Origin of the sequence: Mycobacterium sp., assembly GCF_049278535.1 — a bacterium.
GTDB lineage: Bacteria > Actinomycetota > Actinomycetes > Mycobacteriales > Mycobacteriaceae > Mycobacterium.
The window spans coordinates 1-15,770 of the sequence record NZ_JBAPMI010000310.1 but is presented as its reverse complement, the minus strand read 5'-3'; the positions used below and the strand labels follow the sequence as shown (position 1 = coordinate 15,770).

Genomic DNA, 15,770 nt, shown 5'->3' with positions numbered 1-15,770 from the left:
CTGGGAGTGGAATCCCGGATTGCTCCATCTGCGAGCACAACTGGAACGCGCATTTCTGGCCAAAGTGCGTCGCGACGTCGGGCCTATCGAATCGGGCCGAACGGCCCAGGCCGAAATGGACGACCTGTCGATCGAGGCGTCCGACGGGGCCGGGCCGTCATACTGGTTGCGCGACAACGGAACCTGGGATCAGATGCGCGAATATTTCGTGCATCGCTCGTTGTATCACCTCAAAGAAGGCGACCCGCACGCCTTCGCGATCCCTCGTCTCACCGGCCAGGCCAAGGCATCTTTCGTCGCAGTCGAATTCGACGAATACGGCGCGGGGCACGGCGCAAAGTTGCATCAGCAGCTGTTCGCCGACTTGTTGACCGCAGCGGGGCTCGACGCGACCTACCTTGCCTATCTGGAAGTGGTTCCCGCCGAATCGCTTGCGGTGGTGAACCTGATGTCGCTCTTCGGTTTACACCGCGAGTTCCGCGGAGCCGCCGTCGGGCATTTCGCCTCGACGGAGATCACCTCGTCGCCGGGCTCACGCCGGCTGACCGAGGCGTTGGAGCGCATGTCCGCACCGCCGGAATGCGTTACGTTCTACCGCGAACACGTCGAGGCCGACGCGGTTCATGAGCAGGTGGTACGCAACGACGTGGTGGGCGATCTCGTCGCGCGCGAACCCCACCTGGACGGTGACGTGGTGTTCGGGATTCGCGCACACGCCGCCGTCGAAGACCGGCTGGCCGACGTCATCATGGCGTCGTGGAAGGCCGGCGAGACCTCCCTACGACGGCCGCTCAGCTGACTTCGCCTGCAGCGCAGACCGACAACGGCGGTGGCTGGTGTCGCACATCGGATAGTTCTTGCTGCGGCGGCAGGTGCAGACGGCGACCATGAACCGGTCGGATTCGACCACGTCACCACCCGGCGTCTCGATGCGCACCGGCCCAGGTATCAGCACCGGCCCGTTCGGAATCACCTGAACCCGCAACTGCCCGGTCATGGCTTGTCCGCCCGGATTACCACCAGTTCCTCTGTCCGGCATCCCCGCTTGATCTGGCCGGTGACTTCCAGCCAGCGCGCCCGCGCCGAAAGCACTGGGCCGAAGGGAATCCTCTGGGAAGCAATGACTTCGGCGTTTAGGCCGGTCGACCGCAGCGATTCCAGTGACTTGCCGACGCCAGAAAGCGCCGACTGGACCAGCAACATCGATCCGCCGGCGTCCAGCAGCGCGCCCGCCGTGTCACACAACGGGTCCAACACCATGCGCCCGTCGACACCCGCGTCCCAGGCCCGGGCCGGCCCCGCGGTGATCGGGATGACATCGGTGTCGCCGGACGGCGGGGTCGGCACGTAAGGCGGGTTCGTCACGATGAGATCGAACGGCGCGTAATCTAATGCGCCAGAACACGATCCCTCGCGAACTTCGACATCGACGCCGGCGTAGACCGCATTGCCCTGCGAACAGCACACCGCGCGCGGGCAGATGTCGAATGCGACCACGCTGGCCGCACCGAGTTCAGCGGCAGCGATCGCGACCACGCCGCTCCCCGTACACAGGTCCAATACCCGTCGCCCCCGCGCCAACTCGGTCTCTTCCATGCAGTCGATCAGCAACTGTGAGTCATGTTGCGGGGGGTAAACGCCATCGATATCGAGCGAATTATTCGGCGCGGGATAAGCGATCGTCACGTCGGCCTTTCGAGATCCTGATCACCATGCTTGTCACGGCTTGTGGTGATTGATGCCCACAATCCGCGGTGCCGAAACCGGATTCGTCAGTGAAGTGCTCAGGGGCGCGCCGGAGCCTGCTCCAGTTGCCTGACGATGGCCGCGCAAAACGCCGGAAGGTCCGACGGCGACCGGCTGGTGATCAGATTCTCGTCGACGACGACCTCCTCGTCGACGACCTTGGCGCCGGCATTTCGCAGATCGGTGCGGATGCTCGGATACGACGTCACCGTGCGGCCCGCAACCACGCCCGCCTCTACCAGGGTCCATGGTCCGTGGCATATCGCAGCTACCGGCTTGCCGGAATTCACGAAGTCTCGTACGAACGAGACCGCCGAACTGTCCAGTCTCAATTTGTCCGGATTCACCGTGCCGCCGGGCAGTACCAGCGCGTCGAACTCATCGACGGATACCCCCGACACCGCTCGATCGACAGCGATTGTTCCCGCCGGTTCTAAATCATGGTTGCGTGCTTGTATGTCATCGGTTTTCAGCGACAGCAGCTGAACCTGTGCACCGTTATCGCTCAGTGTCGCGCGCGGCTGTTCGAACTCGACCTTCTCCACGCCATCGGCAGCCAGAATCGCTACCTTCCTGCCTTGCAATGAGTTTGGCATCAGTGCTCTCCTTCCGAGCGGAGCGCCGCCAGCAGCGGCTCGGCGGCTTCCTTGAGAAACTCGTCCTGGCTGTCTCCGCCGACCTGCAGCAGGGCGATGTCGGTGAAGCCCGCCTCCCAGTACGGCCGGACCGCCTCGACGATCGCATCCAGATCCGGTCCGCAGGGAATACTGTCGGCAACATCCTCGGGACGGACAAACTTGGTCGCGCCGGCGAAGCCCGCCGGGGTTGGCAAGTCGGCGTTAACCTTCCATCCGCCCCCAAACCAGCGGAACTGGTTGTGCGCGCGTTCGATCGCCGCGTCCCGATCGGGATCCCAACAGATCGGGATCTGACCGACGATCCGGCCGCCGCCGGCCAACCCGCGGGCCTGGCGCGCGGAATGCCACTCGTACACGAGGTCGCGGTCGGGTTCCACGGCGATCAGATGGTCGGCGAGGAGGCCGAACTTTTCAATCGCCTTCTTCCCGCCCACCGCGACGCCGAGACCGACCGGGACGTCCGGCAGATCCCACAGTCGCGCGGAGTCCACTTGGTAGTAGTCGCCGCGCCAGTCGACCAGACCGCCGTCGAACAACGCACGAATGATTTCGATCGCCTCGCGCAGCATGTCCTGGCGTTGCGTGATCGCGGGCCAGCCCTTGCCGATCACGTGCTCGTTGAGGTTTTCCCCGCTGCCCAGGCCCAGGGTGAACCTGCCGTCGGCGAGAATCTGCACGGTCGCCGCTTGCTGCGCGACGATCGCCGGGTTGTAGCGCATGGTCGGACAGGTCACGTAGGTATAGAGGTCGACGCGATCGGTCACCTGCGCTATCGCGCCCAACACCGCCCACGCATTGGGCGCGTGGCCCTGCGATGCCAGCCACGGCGAAAAGTGATCGCTGATCACCTCGAAGTCAAAACCTCGGTGTTCAGCCGAAATAGCGTACTGGACAAGGCCTTTCGGGCCGTTCTGCTCTGTCATCAGGGTATAGCCAAACCGCGTCATACGATTCGGGATACCCGCGTGCCGCTAAGGCAAACGGCTACAGGCGGTCTTTGACCGCCTTCGACAGGCGCGCCCCGTCGGCCTTGCCGGCCGCCAACGCCGTGGCCGCCTTCATCACCATGCCCATCTGCTTCATACCCGGCCGTTCGCCCAGCTCCTCGGCAACCTGTGCGAGTGCGGTGTCGGCGACGTCGGCCAGCTCGGCGTCGGTCAACGGGGTCGGCAGGTACTCGTCGATGACCCGGGCTTCGGCATGCTCGTTGGCTGCCAGCTCGCCGCGGCCGTTCTGGGTGTAGATCTCGGCGGCCTCACCGCGCTTGCGCGACTCCCTGGCCAGCACCTTGAGCACCTCGTCGTTGGAGAGCTCGCGGGCCTGTTTGCCGGAGACCTCTTCGGTCTGGATCGCGGCCAGCAGCATCCGCAGCGTTGCCGTGCGCAGCTTGTCCTTCGCCTTCATCGCACCGGTCAGGTCCGCCCGCAACCGGGACTTGAGTTCTGCCATGGCGGAGACGCTACGCGCCGCACCACGATCAGACGGCCGGGCCCGCAAACACCGCGCACGTTGAGAAATGACCGGGTGGCCGACAGTATGGGAACCATGATCGACCTTGACGGCGGCTCCACCTGGTGAGCACGCCGCCGCCCGATTACCCGGATGGCGGCTACCCGCCGATCGGCTACCCTCCCGCCGCACACCCACCGCCGGGCTATCCACCGATGGGTTATCCGCCACCCGGCTACCCTCCCCCGCCCGGCTACGGCTGGCAGCCCGGGTATCCCCCACAACCCCGGTATGGCCCGGGGCCCGGCTACGGCCTACCGCCGCCGCAGGCTCGCCGAACCTGGGCGCCGGGGATCATCCCGTTGCGGCCGCTGAGCCTGAGCGACATCTACAACGGCGCGGCGGTCTACGTCCGGGCCAACCCCAGAGTCACCCTCGGGCTGACGGCCGTCGTCGTCGTGATCACGCAAATCCTTACCCTCGTCGCGGTCCTGGGACCACTGGCTGCGGCCAGCCGAATGCGTACCGGCCCATCCGAGGAACACACCGGCGGCGACGTGGGGGCGTGGACGCTCTCTGGAGGGCTCAGCGCGCTGGTCGGTTGGCTGGCCGGCGCCCTGCTGACCGGCATGCTCGCGGTCGTCGTCGGCCGAGCGGTCTTCGGCTCGACAATCGGCGCCGGCGAAACCTGGGCCAGGATTCGCGGACGGCTGCCCGCGCTGATCGGGCTGGTGGCACTCGAGTCGACCGGGTTGATAGTGCTGTGCGGTGCGGTGGGGGTGATCGTCGGGGTCATCGCCGCCGCGGGCAACGTCGGAGCGGCAATTGTCCTCGGTTTCCCGCTGGTGCTGGGCGCGATCGCGGCGTTGGTCTACCTATACACAGCGTGGTCGTTCGCGCCCGCGCTGATCGTGTTGGAAAGGCTACCGGTGATCAGCGCCCTGACGCGATCATTCGCATTGGTACGCAACAGCTTTTGGCGAGTGTTTGGTATCCGCGTACTGACCTGGTTGGTGGTCACCTTGATTTCGGGTGCCGTCGCCGTGCCGTTCGAGTTCCTCGGTACCCTGCTCGGCGGAGGCGGCCCCGTGCTGCTGGGCCTGACGGTGGGGGCCGTCGGATCGGCGATCGGCCGGATCATTACAGCCCCTTTCAGTGCGGGCGTGCTTGTCCTGCTCTACGCCGACCGCCGGATTCGCAGCGAGGCATTCGATCTGGTGTTGCAGACCGGTGCCGCCGGGGGTCCCGCGGCGATAGCCTCGAGCGACTATCTCTGGCTGACCCGGCCGGTGTGAGGACTAGCCGAGGATGCCCGCTATCGACATCGACCGCGACACCGCGCACCAGGCCGCCCAGCGCGAACTCGACAAGCCGATCTACCCCAAAGGCTCAGTGACGCAGCGGGTCCACGAATGGATCCACGAGTTGCTGTACCGCCTGCTCGAGAAAGGCTCGTCGCTTCCGGGCGGGTGGTTCACCGTCAGCGTATTGGTCACCCTGCTGGTGGTCGCGGTCGTGGTGGCCATTCGTATCGCGCGAAGGACTATCCGCACCCGCCAAGGCGGCGACTACGAAGTGTTCGACGCCGGTCAGCTGACTGCCGCCCAGCACCGCGCCATCGCGGAACGATGTGCCTCCGAAGGAGATTGGACCGCCGCCATTCGGCATCGCTTACGCGCGGTGGCCCGTGACCTCGAAGAGAGCGGGGCCTTGGCCCCGTCTCCCGGTCGCACCGCCAATGAACTGGCCGACGCCGCCGCCGAACGCATACCTCAACTGGCCGCCGAATTGTCGCGGTCGGCAGCCGCATTCAACGACGTCACGTATGGGGCGAGGCCGGGCACCCTGGATTCCTACCAGCTGATCGCGGATCTGGACGACCATCTTCGATTCCATTCTCCGGCTGGCCAATCCGGGCCCGTCGCGCACCGCGAAGCCGACTCATGGGCCCGAGTCCGGTGACGGTCGCCGAGGCGCCACGCCCGGTGCGGCGACGAACGTGGCGGTGGGCGCTGCCCGCGTTGCTTGCCATCTGCGCTATCGCCGCGGTCGGCACGTACCTGACCGCGCCACGGCCCGGTGGGGTTATGGATCCCGAGTCGACCGGACCCGACGGCGCGCACGCGCTGGTGGCGCTGCTGCGTGACCATGGCGTCGCCGTCGTGGTAGCCAACAGCGTCGACGAGGCTGCGAACGCTGCGCGTCCCGGAACGCTGCTCTTGTTCGCCCACACGCAGCGCGTCGCCGACGAAGGGCTGCTGCAGAGGCTGGCCGGCAGCCCGGGCGATCTACTGCTGATTGAACCGACCTCGCGCGCTCGCGCCGCGCTCGCACCGGGTATTCGCAGCGGCAAGGCCGGCGCGCCGGAAACGAAGCCGGATTGCGCTCTGCGAGAGGCGAATCAGGCGGGGTCGGTTGACCTGGAGCCGTCAAACACCTACCGAGCCGTCGGCGACAGCACGGTGAGTAGCTGCTACGGCGGGGCGCTGGTCCGCTACCGCGACGGCGACCGAACCGTGACGGTGGTCGGCAATACGGACTTCATGACCAACGGGGGACTGTTGCGGGCAGGCAATGCCGCGCTGGCGATGAACCTCGCGGGTCAGCATCCCCGGCTGGTGTGGTACGCGCCGCAGCACATCGAAGGTGGATCATCAGGAAAGGGAACGATTTTCGACCTGATCCCCGACAATGTGACCTGGATGGTCGCGCAGTTGTGCCTGACGGTGGCGCTCGTCGCGCTGTGGAAGGGCCGCCGGATCGGGCCACTCGTTGCCGAGGACCTGCCGGTCGTGGTCCGCGCGTCGGAGACGGTGGAAGGCCGCGGCCGGCTGTATCGATCGCGACGAGCCCGCGATCGGGCCGCGCAAGCGCTGCGCAGCGCAGCACTACAACGGATGCTGCCCCGGCTCGGTCTCGGCGTGGACACGCCACACCCCACAGTGCTGCTCGCCATGGCTCAACACACCCGGGCTGACCCGGAGTCGTTGCGGCATATCCTGTTTGGGCCGCCACCGGCCACCGATGCCGACTTGATCCAGCTCGCCCGCGCACTCGACGACATCGAAAGGCAGGTCGCACGCCTATGAATCAGCCACACGCCAGCTCCGCGGCGCCACCGGAAGAGCAGGCGGCGCGTCATGCGTTACTCGCGCTGCGCGCCGAGATCGGCAAGGCCGTCGTGGGGCAGGAGGCGGTGATCACCGGGTTGGTGATCGCGCTGCTCTGCCGCGGTCACGTTCTGCTCGAAGGCGTTCCGGGCGTAGCCAAGACCCTGTTGGTTCGTTCACTGGCCGCGGCGCTGCAATTGGACTTCAAGCGCGTCCAGTTCACGCCAGACCTGATGCCCGGCGACGTCACCGGATCACTTGTGTACGACAATCGCACCTCCGCATTCACCTTCCGCAGCGGACCGGTCTTCACCAACCTTCTGCTCGCCGACGAAATCAACCGCACACCACCGAAGACGCAGGCGGCGCTGCTGGAAGCGATGGAAGAGCGCCAGGTCAGCGTGGACGGCGAGCCCAGGCCGCTACCCGATCCGTTCATCGTCGCGGCGACCCAGAACCCGATCGAATACGAAGGCACCTACCAATTGCCGGAAGCTCAGCTCGACCGGTTTCTGCTGAAACTGGATGTGCCGCTGCCGCCGCGCGATGCCGAAATCGCCATCCTGGGCCGGCACGCTCATGGCTTCGACCCGCGCGATCTGTCGGCGATCCGGCCGGTAGCCGGGGCGGCGGAGCTGACGGCGGGCCGTGACGCGATGCGACGGGTGCTGGTGGCCGATGAGGTGCTCGGCTACATCGTCGACGTCGTCGGCGCGACGCGGCACTCGCCCGCACTGCAGCTGGGCGTCTCACCGCGTGGCGCAACCGCCTTGCTGGCGACGGCGCGATCGTGGGCATGGCTGTCCGGGCGCAGCTACGTCACGCCCGACGACGTGAAGGCGATGGCCCGTCCAACCCTGCGGCACCGGGTGCTGCTGCGGCCGGAGGCGGAGTTGGAGGGCGCCACCACCGACGGCGTTCTCGACGGCATCCTGGCCTCGGTGCGGGTGCCACGCTAGTGGTTTTGACCGGGCGCACCGGACTGATCGCGCTGCTGTGCGCTCTGCCGATCACGTTATCGCCTTGGCCGGCACAATCTTTCGTGTTGTTGCTGGCACTGCTGGCCGTGGCGGTCCTTGCCGACATAGCGTTGGCGGCCAACGCGTCGCAGCTGCAGTACACCCGCTTGCCGAACGGGTCGGTTCGGCTGGGCGAATCGGCGCCCCTCGGCCTGCTGATCCACAACGGTGGTCGACGACGATTCCGTGGCCGGGTCCGCGATGCCTGGCCGCCCAGCGCACGGGCCGAACCCCGAAGTGAAGCGGTCGATATCGCTGCCGGCCAGGTCCGGCGAATGGACATCTGGGTGCAGCCCGTCCGCCGCGGCGATCAGCGATCGGCGGCGGTGACGGCGCGCTGCATCGGTCCGCTGGGATTGGCGGGTCGGCAGAGATCGCGACCGGTTCCCGGAGAGGTGCGGGTGCTGCCGCCATTCCTGTCCCGCAAGCACCTGCCGTCACGGCTGGCCCGGCTTCGGGAGATCGACGGGCTGTTGCCGACGCTGACCCGCGGCCAGGGAACCGAATTTGACTCGCTGCGTGAGTATGTGGTCGGCGACGACGTTCGTTCGATCGACTGGCGGGCAACCGCCCGGCGCACCGACGTGGTCGTCCGGACCTGGCGGCCGGAACGTGACCGACGAGTGGTCATCGTGCTCGACACCGGGCGAACCTCCGCCGGCCGCGTCGGAGTCGATCCGACAGCCGGCGACCCAAGCGGCTGGCCCCGGCTGGACTGGTCGATGGACGCTGCGCTGCTACTGGCCGCGCTCGCATCGCGCGCCGGCGACCATGTGGATTTCCTGGCCCACGACCGGACCACTCGGGTTGGTGTGTTCGGCTCTTCCCGAACGGAGTTGCTGGGCCGCCTGGTCGAGGCGATGGCGCCGCTGCACCCGGCGCTCATCGAATCTGACTCCAGGGCAATGGTTTCCGCAATCATGCGGCGCACCCGGCGTCGAGCGCTGGTAGTGCTGATGACCGACCTCAACGCGAGCGCACTCGAAGAGGGCTTGTTGCCGGTGCTGCCCAAGCTGTCGGCTAAGCATTTGGTAATCGTCGCCGCGGTTTCCGACCCTCGCGTCGAACAGTTGGCCGGCGGGCGGTCCGATGCGGCTGCGGTATACGACGCGGCGGCCGCCGAACGTGCTCGGCATGAACGGTGGGGGATCGCCTCGCGGCTGCGTCACAGTGGTGTGGAGGTCGTCGACGCGCCGCCCACTGAGCTCGCTCCGGCACTGGCCGACCGTTATCTCGCGATGAAAGCCACCGGTCGGCTCTAGCTCAGCGGATTGGGACGACGTCTGGTGCGTCAGCGAGGTCGCCGCTGTCACCGACCCGAACCGCGCGTCGGCCGAAATACCCGATGTACGCCAAAAAGCCCGCTTCGGCGAGGATTCCGATGCCGATACGCAGGGATGTCGGCAGCCCGGACGGCGTCACGAAAGCCTCGATGGCGCCCGAGACCAGCAGCACCACAACCAAACCCACGGCCACCGAGATCACGGTACGACCCTGCTCAGCGAGTACCTGGCCGCGCGGGCGATCGCCCGGCGAGATGATCGACCAGCCCAGTCGCATGCCCGCAGCGCCCGCCAGGAACACCGCCGTCAGCTCCAGGAGGCTGTGTGGGAGAAGCAATCCCAGCAGCACGTCGGCCCTGCCGGCCTGCAGCATCAGCCCGGCGACCACGCCGAGGTTGGTCGCATTGGCGAACAGCACGAACGGGATCGGCAGCCCCAACAAGACGGCAAACGCGATGCACTTCGCCGCCACCCAGGAGTTGTTCACCCACACATGAAGTGCGAACGCGGCAGCCGCGTGCTCGCTGTAGTAGGAGGCGAAGTCGTGATTGACCAATTCGTTGAGCTCGCTTGGCGTTCCGATCGTCGACTGCACTTCCTGGCTCCCGATGACCCACAGTGCGATCACTGCCGTGACGGCGAAGAACACCACCGCCGTCCCCAGCCACCATCGCCAGGCGCGGTACGCGGCGACCGGAAACGACACAGTCCAGAACCGGGTGAACTCGCTGGACAGCGGCGCGTGGGCACCGGTGACCGCCGCTCGTGCCCGAGCGACCAGACTCGAAAGGCTGCCGACCAGCGCCGAATCGGACGACGCCGAGCGCAGCATCGACAAGTGCGTCGACGCCCGTTGGTAGAGGTCGACGAGCTCGTCGACCTCGCTGCCGCCGAGCCTGTGACGGTTCTTCACCAATCGTTCGAGGCGGTCCCAGTTGTCGCGGTGCGCGAGCACGAACGCGTCGACGTCCACCAGGTAAACACTAGCCAAGCGAGGGTAGCGTTCGCTGTATGTCGGAGGTGGTGACCGGGGACGCCGTGGTGCTTGACGTGCGGGTCGCCCAGTTACCGGTACGGGCGGTGAGCGCGCTGATCGACATCGGCGTCATCCTGATCGGCTACCTGATGACATTGATATTGTGGGCGGCCACGCTCAGCCAGTTCGACGAGGCGGTGACGTCGGCGATCATGATCATCTTCACCGTGCTGGTTTTCGTCGGCTACCCGCTGGTGTTCGAGACCGCGACACGCGGTCGCACGCTCGGCAAGATGGCGATGGGCCTGCGGGTGGTGTCCGACGACGGCAGCCCGGAACGCTTCCGCCAGGCCCTGTTTCGGGCATTGGCTTCGGTCATCGAGATCTGGGGACTGTTGGGCAGCCCCGCGGTGATCTGCAGCATGCTCTCGCCGCGAGCCAAGCGAATCGGCGACATCTTTGCCGGCACGGTGGTGATCAGCGAGCGTGGGCCGAAGCCTGGCCCACCGCCCACCATGCCGCCGCATCTGGCGTGGTGGGCCGCATCGCTGCAGCTGTCTGGCCTGAGCGCTGAGCAAGCCGAGATCGCACGTCAATTCCTCACACGTGCAATGCAACTCGATCCGCATATGCGCGATCAAATGGCCTACCGGATCGCCAATGACGTGTTCAGCCGGGTGGCCCCGCCACCGCCACCCGGGACTCCTCCCCAGTTGGCCCTGGCGGCCGTCCTGGCCGAACGGCACCGTCGGGAACTCGCCCGGTTGCGCCCGTTTCCTGGTAACGGTTTCCCGCCGCAGTGGTGATTACTGCGCGACTGTGACGGCAATCGTGGCGGCATCGGCGATCAGCGCCGCAAGCGCGATCACCGGGACCACGAATCCCCACCGTCGCCGTGCGGTGAAGAAGGAAACAAGTATCGCCACGGCAGCCACCACCGGCGCGCCGTAGAACAGCGCGTCGAAACTGATCCCCTTTGGCCCCAGGTTCGGGCAGGCCTTGTCGCTGCAGGCAGCGGTGCTCATAACGGCTCCCAATGCGACCGCCATCACGACGGCCGCGCCCACCGCGGTAAGCAGTGCAAGTCCCCAGTTCACCCACAGTCGCACACGCTGGCTTCGGTCTGGGCCGCCGGCGCCGCGGTCAAGGTCTGCCTCGACCTCCACGTCAACGTTTTCGTTGCTCATGTGGGGGTGCTACCCCACTACCGGCGCCCGCAAACCGCTGCCAGGTAAGACCCAGTTCGATTCCGGTCTTGCCTAACGATAGTTTCCGATATATCGTCGTCGTATCGTTAGCGCATACGGCGCTAGCTTTCCAGAAACGAGAAGAACCCTATGAATAACCCATTTCTTGAGGCAGGCAAGCCCCATGTGGGCGGGCCATTCGCGGGTGGGCCGGGGCCATCGGGCTTCGGCTTCGCACCCCAGGACCGCCGCGCACTGCACGAACAGCGCAGGCAAGCCCGCCGCGAGTTCCGCGACCTCGTCCGGGGCCACGACGCCGGTCATGACGGGCCGTTCGGGCCCGGCTTCGGCCGCGGCTTCGGTCCCGGCGGATTCGGTCCCGGTGGCTTCGGTCCAGGCTTCGGCCCGGGCCAGCGCGGCGGACGACGCGGCGGCCATGGCCGGCGAGGCCGCCGAGGCGACGTCCGTGCCGCCATCCTGGTGCTGCTCGCCGAGCGACCGATGCACGGCTACGAAATCATCCAGGAGGTCGCCGAGCGGAGCCAGGACCTGTGGAAGCCGAGCCCCGGCTCGGTCTACCCGACCCTGCAACTGCTGGTCGACGAGGGGCTGATTGTCGCGTCGGAAAGCGAGGGCAGCAAGAAGCTTTTCCAGCTGACCGACGCCGGCAAAGAAGCCGCCGAGAAGGTCGCGACCCCGCCGTGGGACGAGATCGCCGACGGGGTCGACCCCGCGCATCTCAGACTGAGGGCAGCTGTCGGCCAATTGTTTGGCGCCGTAGCGCAATCCGCGCACGCCGCCAGCACCGAGCAGCAGCAACGCATCATCGACATCGTCAACAACGCTCGCCGCGAGATCTACACGATCCTCGGCGAAGACGACTGATCGCATTGTAGAGGTGGGGGCCGGCAAGCGCCGGTCCCCACCTTTCGGGTCAGGACACCTCTACCCAATCAAGTGTGCGCTGCACGGCTTTTCGCCATCCCGCATAGCCCGCGGAGCGCTGTTCGTCGCTCCAGGCGGGCGTCCAGCGCTTGCCTTCGCGCCAGTTCGCCCGCAGCTGATCCGGGCCAGCCCAAAAGCCGACCGCCAGTCCCGCGGCGTACGCCGCGCCCAGGGCGGTCGTCTCGGCCACCACCGGACGCACCACGTCGACACCCAGGACGTCCGCCTGGATCTGCATGCACAGGTCGTTCGCGGTGATTCCGCCGTCGACCTTCACAACCTCAAGGCGCACAGCCGAATCAGCCTGCATCGCGTCGACCACATCGCGGCTCTGATAACAGATCGACTCCAATGTCGCGCGGGCCAGGTGTGCGTTGGTGTTGAACCGTGACAGCCCGACGATGGCGCCGCGGGCATCGGAGCGCCAATACGGCGCGAACAAGCCCGAGAACGCCGGAACGAAGTACACCCCGCCGTTGTCCTCCACCTGTCGCGCCAGCGACTCGCTCTGCGCCGCCCCACTGATGATGCCCAGTTGATCACGCAGCCACTGCACCGCCGATCCCGTGACCGCGATCGAACCCTCAAGGGCGTAGACAGGTTTGGCGTCGCCGAATTGGTAGCACACCGTGGTCAACAGTCCGTTGCCGGATCGGACGATCTGTTCGCCGGTGTTCAGCAGCAGGAAATTGCCGGTGCCGTAGGTGTTTTTGGCCTCGCCGGGTTCAAAACAGACCTGACCGACCATGGCCGCGTGCTGGTCACCGAGGATTCCGGTGATCGGTACCTCTCCGCCGAGTGGTCCGTCCGGTGACGTGAACCCGTATGGCTGACGCGGCGACGACGACGCGATCGACGGAAGCATCGTTCGCGGAATGTCGAAAAACGACAGCAGCTGCTCGTCCCAGTCCAAGGTCTCCAGATTCATCAACATGGTCCGGCTGGCGTTGGTGACGTCGGTGACGTGTACCCCGCCGCGGGGTCCGCCGGTCAGATTCCACAACAGCCAGGTGTCGATGGTGCCGAAAATCGCGTCGCCCGTTTCGGCCGCGGCGCGCGCACCGTCGACGTTCGCCAGGATCCATTGCAATTTGCCACCGGCGAAATAGGTCGCCGGCGGCAGCCCCGCCTTGTGCCGGATCACGTCGCCCCTGCCGTCGCGGTCCAGTGCCGACGCGATCCGGTCAGTGCGGGTGTCCTGCCAGACGATCGCGTTGTAATACGGGCGGCCGGTGTGCCGGTTCCACACCAGCGTCGTCTCACGCTGATTCGTGATTCCCAATGCGACAAGGTCTTTCGCTGAAAGATTGGTCGCGTTGAGCGTTGAGATCAGCACCGATGTGGTGCGCTCCCAGATCTCGACCGGGTTGTGCTCGACCCATCCGGCCTGCGGCAGAATCTGCTCGTGCTCGAGTTGATGGCGGCCCACCTCGCTGCCGTCGCGGTCGAAGATCATGCAGCGCGTACTGGTGGTGCCCTGGTCGATCGAAGCGACGAACTCGGCCAATTGTTCTCCTCCCGCGCTTGAAGTCCATCATGGACTACGTAGGCACGTGGTTGAACGAGAAGAAAGTTGATTTGGCCGATCTGTTGCGTCGCGGTGAGTAAAACGGTTGCATCTGCTTAGTGGGCAAAGACGTCAAGCGGACCAACTACCAGCGCGTCGATCGGCAGGAGTACCGGCGCAAGGTGCAACTGTGCCTCGACGTGTTCGAAACGATGCTGGCGCGGTCCAGCTTCGAAGTCGACCATCCGCTCACCGGGATGGAAATCGAATGCAACCTGGTCGACGGCGATTATCAGCCGGCCATGACCAATTCGGAGGTGCTGGCCGCCATCGCCGATCCGGCCTACCAGACCGAATTGGGTGCCTACAACATCGAATTCAACGTCCCACCCCGGCCGCTCGGCGGCCACACCTGGGTGCAGCTCGAAGACGAGGTGCGAGCCAGTTTGAATGCCGCCGAGACCAAGGCCAGTGCCGGCGGGGCCCACATCGTGATGATCGGGATCCTGCCCACGCTGATGCCCGAGCACCTGGCCAGTGGATGGATGAGCGAGTCGTTGCGGTATGTGGCGCTCAACGACTCCATCTTCAACGCCCGCGGTGAAGACATCCAGATCGATATCGACGGACCCGAGCCGCTCAGCATGAAGTCGACGTCCATCGCTCCCGAATCAGCCTGCACCAGTACGCAGTTGCACCTGCAGGTGTCGCCCGAGGATTTCGCCGGCAACTGGAACGCGGCGCAGGTGCTGGCCGGGCCGCAGCTCGCGCTGGGTGCCAACTCCCCGTACTTCTTCGGTCACCGTCTGTGGTCCGAAACCCGGATCGAGTTGTTCGCCCAATCCACCGACACCCGTCCCGACGAGTTGAAAACCCAAGGGGTGCGGCCCCGGGTGTGGTTCGGCGAACGATGGGTCACGTCGATCTTCGATCTGTTCGAGGAGAATGTGCGCTACTTCCCGTCGCTGCTGCCCGAGGTCTCCGACGAGGATCCGGTCGCCGAACTCGCCGCAGGGCGCACCCCGCATCTCGCGGAGCTGCGCCTGCACAACGGCACCGTCTACCGGTGGAACCGGCCGGTCTACGACGTCGTAGCCGGAAGACCGCATCTGCGGGTGGAGAATCGCGTCCTGCCCGCTGGACCGACGGTCATCGACATGATGGCCAACGCCGCCTTCTACTACGGCATGCTGCGCACGCTGACCGAAGAGGATCGTCCGATCTGGACCAGGATGACATTCGCTGCGGCACAACATAATTTCTTCGAGGCGGCCCGCCGCGGCATGCACGCGAGACTGCTCTGGCCGGGTTTGGACGACGTCACCACCGAGGAGCTGGTGCTCGGCAAGCTGCTGCCGATGGCGCACGACGGGCTGGACCGCTGGGGTGTTGCCGCCGAAGTACGCGACCGGTTGCTCGGTGTGATCGAAGGCCGGGCCCGCGCGGGACGCAACGGCGCGGCCTGGCAGGTGTCCACCGTGCGGGCGCTGCAACGCGGTGGAATGGCCCGGCCCGCGGCGCTGGCCGAGATGCTGCGGCTGTACTGCGAGCACATGCACACCAACGAGCCGGTCCACAGCTGGGAAGTGCCGGAGTAGGTTGGACGACATGGCAAATGAAGTAATGGACTGGGACAGCGCATACCGCCAGGAAGGCGAGTTCGAAGGTCCCCCACCCTGGAACATCGGTGAGCCGCAGCCCGAGTTGGCCGCGCTGGCCGCCGCCGGAAAATTCCGCAACGATGTGCTGGACGCCGGGTGCGGTTACGCCGAGGTGTCGCTGGCGCTGGCCGCCGACGGCTATACCGTGCACGGCGTCGACCTCACGCCGACCGCAATCACCGCCGCCACCAAAGCCGCCGAAGAGCGCGGGCTGAGCGCGGCCAGCTTCGAACAAGCCGACATCACCTC

At 66.2% G+C, this 15,770-nt stretch carries 17 protein-coding genes and 1 pseudogene; 10 read left to right on the top strand and 8 right to left on the bottom strand.

Going from position 1 to position 15,770, the window contains the following annotated elements; all coding sequences use genetic code 11:
• Positions 1 to 799, top strand: a 799-nt coding sequence (locus WAO18_RS20665) for an iron-containing redox enzyme family protein (protein WP_422208100.1), incomplete at its 5' end; no start/stop codon positions are given.
• On the opposite strand, the gene WAO18_RS20660 is transcribed toward WAO18_RS20665, so the two are convergent.
• From WAO18_RS20660 to WAO18_RS20640, 5 genes are all read right to left on the bottom strand, one after another.
• Positions 779 to 997 carry a CDGSH iron-sulfur domain-containing protein gene (locus WAO18_RS20660; RefSeq protein WP_422208099.1) on the bottom strand — a complete coding sequence of 73 codons (219 nt, stop codon included), beginning with the start codon at positions 995 to 997 and terminating at the stop codon, positions 779 to 781. The two genes, WAO18_RS20665 and WAO18_RS20660, sit on opposite strands and share 21 nt — an antisense overlap.
• On the bottom strand, positions 994 to 1,686 hold the full coding sequence (locus WAO18_RS20655) for a HemK2/MTQ2 family protein methyltransferase (protein WP_422208098.1): 693 nt from the start codon (positions 1,684 to 1,686) through the stop codon (positions 994 to 996). The genes WAO18_RS20660 and WAO18_RS20655 overlap by 4 nt, the downstream gene beginning before the upstream one ends.
• 98 nt (positions 1,687 to 1,784) lie before the next feature.
• The gene (locus WAO18_RS20650; protein WP_422208097.1) at positions 1,785 to 2,342 is read right to left on the bottom strand and encodes a type 1 glutamine amidotransferase domain-containing protein; all 558 of its coding nucleotides are present in this window, start codon (positions 2,340 to 2,342) and stop codon (positions 1,785 to 1,787) included.
• The gene (locus WAO18_RS20645) at positions 2,342 to 3,331 is read right to left on the bottom strand and encodes an LLM class F420-dependent oxidoreductase (RefSeq protein ID WP_422208096.1); all 990 of its coding nucleotides are present in this window, start codon (positions 3,329 to 3,331) and stop codon (positions 2,342 to 2,344) included. Before WAO18_RS20645 ends, WAO18_RS20650 begins: the two co-directional genes overlap by 1 nt.
• 37 nt (positions 3,332 to 3,368) lie before the next feature.
• Entirely contained in the window at positions 3,369 to 3,833 is a 465-nt protein-coding gene (locus WAO18_RS20640; RefSeq protein ID WP_422208095.1) for a GatB/YqeY domain-containing protein, read from the bottom strand.
• Between the two features lie 125 nt (positions 3,834 to 3,958).
• Between WAO18_RS20640 and WAO18_RS20635 the strand changes: the two genes are divergently transcribed.
• The 5 genes from WAO18_RS20635 to WAO18_RS20615 are packed head-to-tail and all read left to right on the top strand — an operon-like array spanning position 3,959 to position 9,224.
• Positions 3,959 to 5,128 carry a hypothetical protein gene (locus WAO18_RS20635; RefSeq protein ID WP_422208094.1) on the top strand — a complete coding sequence of 390 codons (1,170 nt, stop codon included), beginning with the start codon at positions 3,959 to 3,961 and terminating at the stop codon, positions 5,126 to 5,128.
• A gap of 13 nt (positions 5,129 to 5,141) precedes the next feature.
• Positions 5,142 to 5,795 carry a DUF4129 domain-containing protein gene (locus WAO18_RS20630; protein WP_422208093.1) on the top strand — a complete coding sequence of 218 codons (654 nt, stop codon included), beginning with the start codon at positions 5,142 to 5,144 and terminating at the stop codon, positions 5,793 to 5,795.
• Complete coding sequence (locus tag WAO18_RS20625; RefSeq protein ID WP_422208092.1) at positions 5,777 to 6,922, top strand: DUF4350 domain-containing protein; 1,146 nt, start codon at positions 5,777 to 5,779, stop codon at positions 6,920 to 6,922. The genes WAO18_RS20630 and WAO18_RS20625 overlap by 19 nt, the downstream gene beginning before the upstream one ends.
• Positions 6,919 to 7,902 carry an AAA family ATPase gene (locus WAO18_RS20620; protein ID WP_422208091.1) on the top strand — a complete coding sequence of 328 codons (984 nt, stop codon included), beginning with the start codon at positions 6,919 to 6,921 and terminating at the stop codon, positions 7,900 to 7,902. Before WAO18_RS20625 ends, WAO18_RS20620 begins: the two co-directional genes overlap by 4 nt.
• Positions 7,902 to 9,224: a DUF58 domain-containing protein gene (locus tag WAO18_RS20615; RefSeq protein WP_422208090.1), complete on the top strand. Its 1,323-nt coding sequence runs from the start codon at positions 7,902 to 7,904 to the stop codon at positions 9,222 to 9,224. Before WAO18_RS20620 ends, WAO18_RS20615 begins: the two co-directional genes overlap by 1 nt.
• 1 nt (position 9,225) lies before the next feature.
• Here WAO18_RS20615 and WAO18_RS20610 read toward each other — a convergent pair whose 3' ends face one another.
• A complete protein-coding gene (locus WAO18_RS20610) occupies positions 9,226 to 10,218 on the bottom strand; it encodes a stage II sporulation protein M (RefSeq protein WP_422208089.1) in 993 nt (330 codons plus the stop codon).
• A 38-nt stretch (positions 10,219 to 10,256) separates the two neighbouring features.
• Between WAO18_RS20610 and WAO18_RS20605 the strand changes: the two are divergent.
• Positions 10,257 to 10,994, top strand: a pseudogene (locus WAO18_RS20605) (RDD family protein); the annotation flags it as partial.
• Positions 10,995 to 11,027: 33 nt separating this feature from the next.
• On the opposite strand, the gene WAO18_RS20600 reads toward WAO18_RS20605, so the two are convergent.
• Entirely contained in the window at positions 11,028 to 11,408 is a 381-nt protein-coding gene (locus WAO18_RS20600; RefSeq protein WP_422208088.1) for a hypothetical protein, read from the bottom strand.
• 150 nt (positions 11,409 to 11,558) lie between these two features.
• Here WAO18_RS20600 and WAO18_RS20595 point away from each other — a divergent pair, with 150 nt between their 5' ends.
• On the top strand, positions 11,559 to 12,293 hold the full coding sequence (locus WAO18_RS20595) for a PadR family transcriptional regulator (protein ID WP_422208087.1): 735 nt from the start codon (positions 11,559 to 11,561) through the stop codon (positions 12,291 to 12,293).
• 49 nt (positions 12,294 to 12,342) lie between these two features.
• Here WAO18_RS20595 and glpK read toward each other — a convergent pair whose 3' ends face one another.
• A complete protein-coding gene (glpK, locus tag WAO18_RS20590; RefSeq protein WP_422208086.1) occupies positions 12,343 to 13,860 on the bottom strand; it encodes a glycerol kinase GlpK in 1,518 nt (505 codons plus the stop codon).
• A 119-nt stretch (positions 13,861 to 13,979) separates the two neighbouring features.
• Here glpK and WAO18_RS20585 point away from each other — a divergent pair, with 119 nt between their 5' ends.
• A complete protein-coding gene (locus WAO18_RS20585) occupies positions 13,980 to 15,458 on the top strand; it encodes a glutamate--cysteine ligase (RefSeq protein ID WP_422208085.1) in 1,479 nt (492 codons plus the stop codon).
• Positions 15,459 to 15,468: 10 nt separating this feature from the next.
• The coding region (locus WAO18_RS20580) for a methyltransferase domain-containing protein (protein WP_422208084.1) at positions 15,469 to 15,770 on the top strand (302 nt) is incomplete at its 3' end.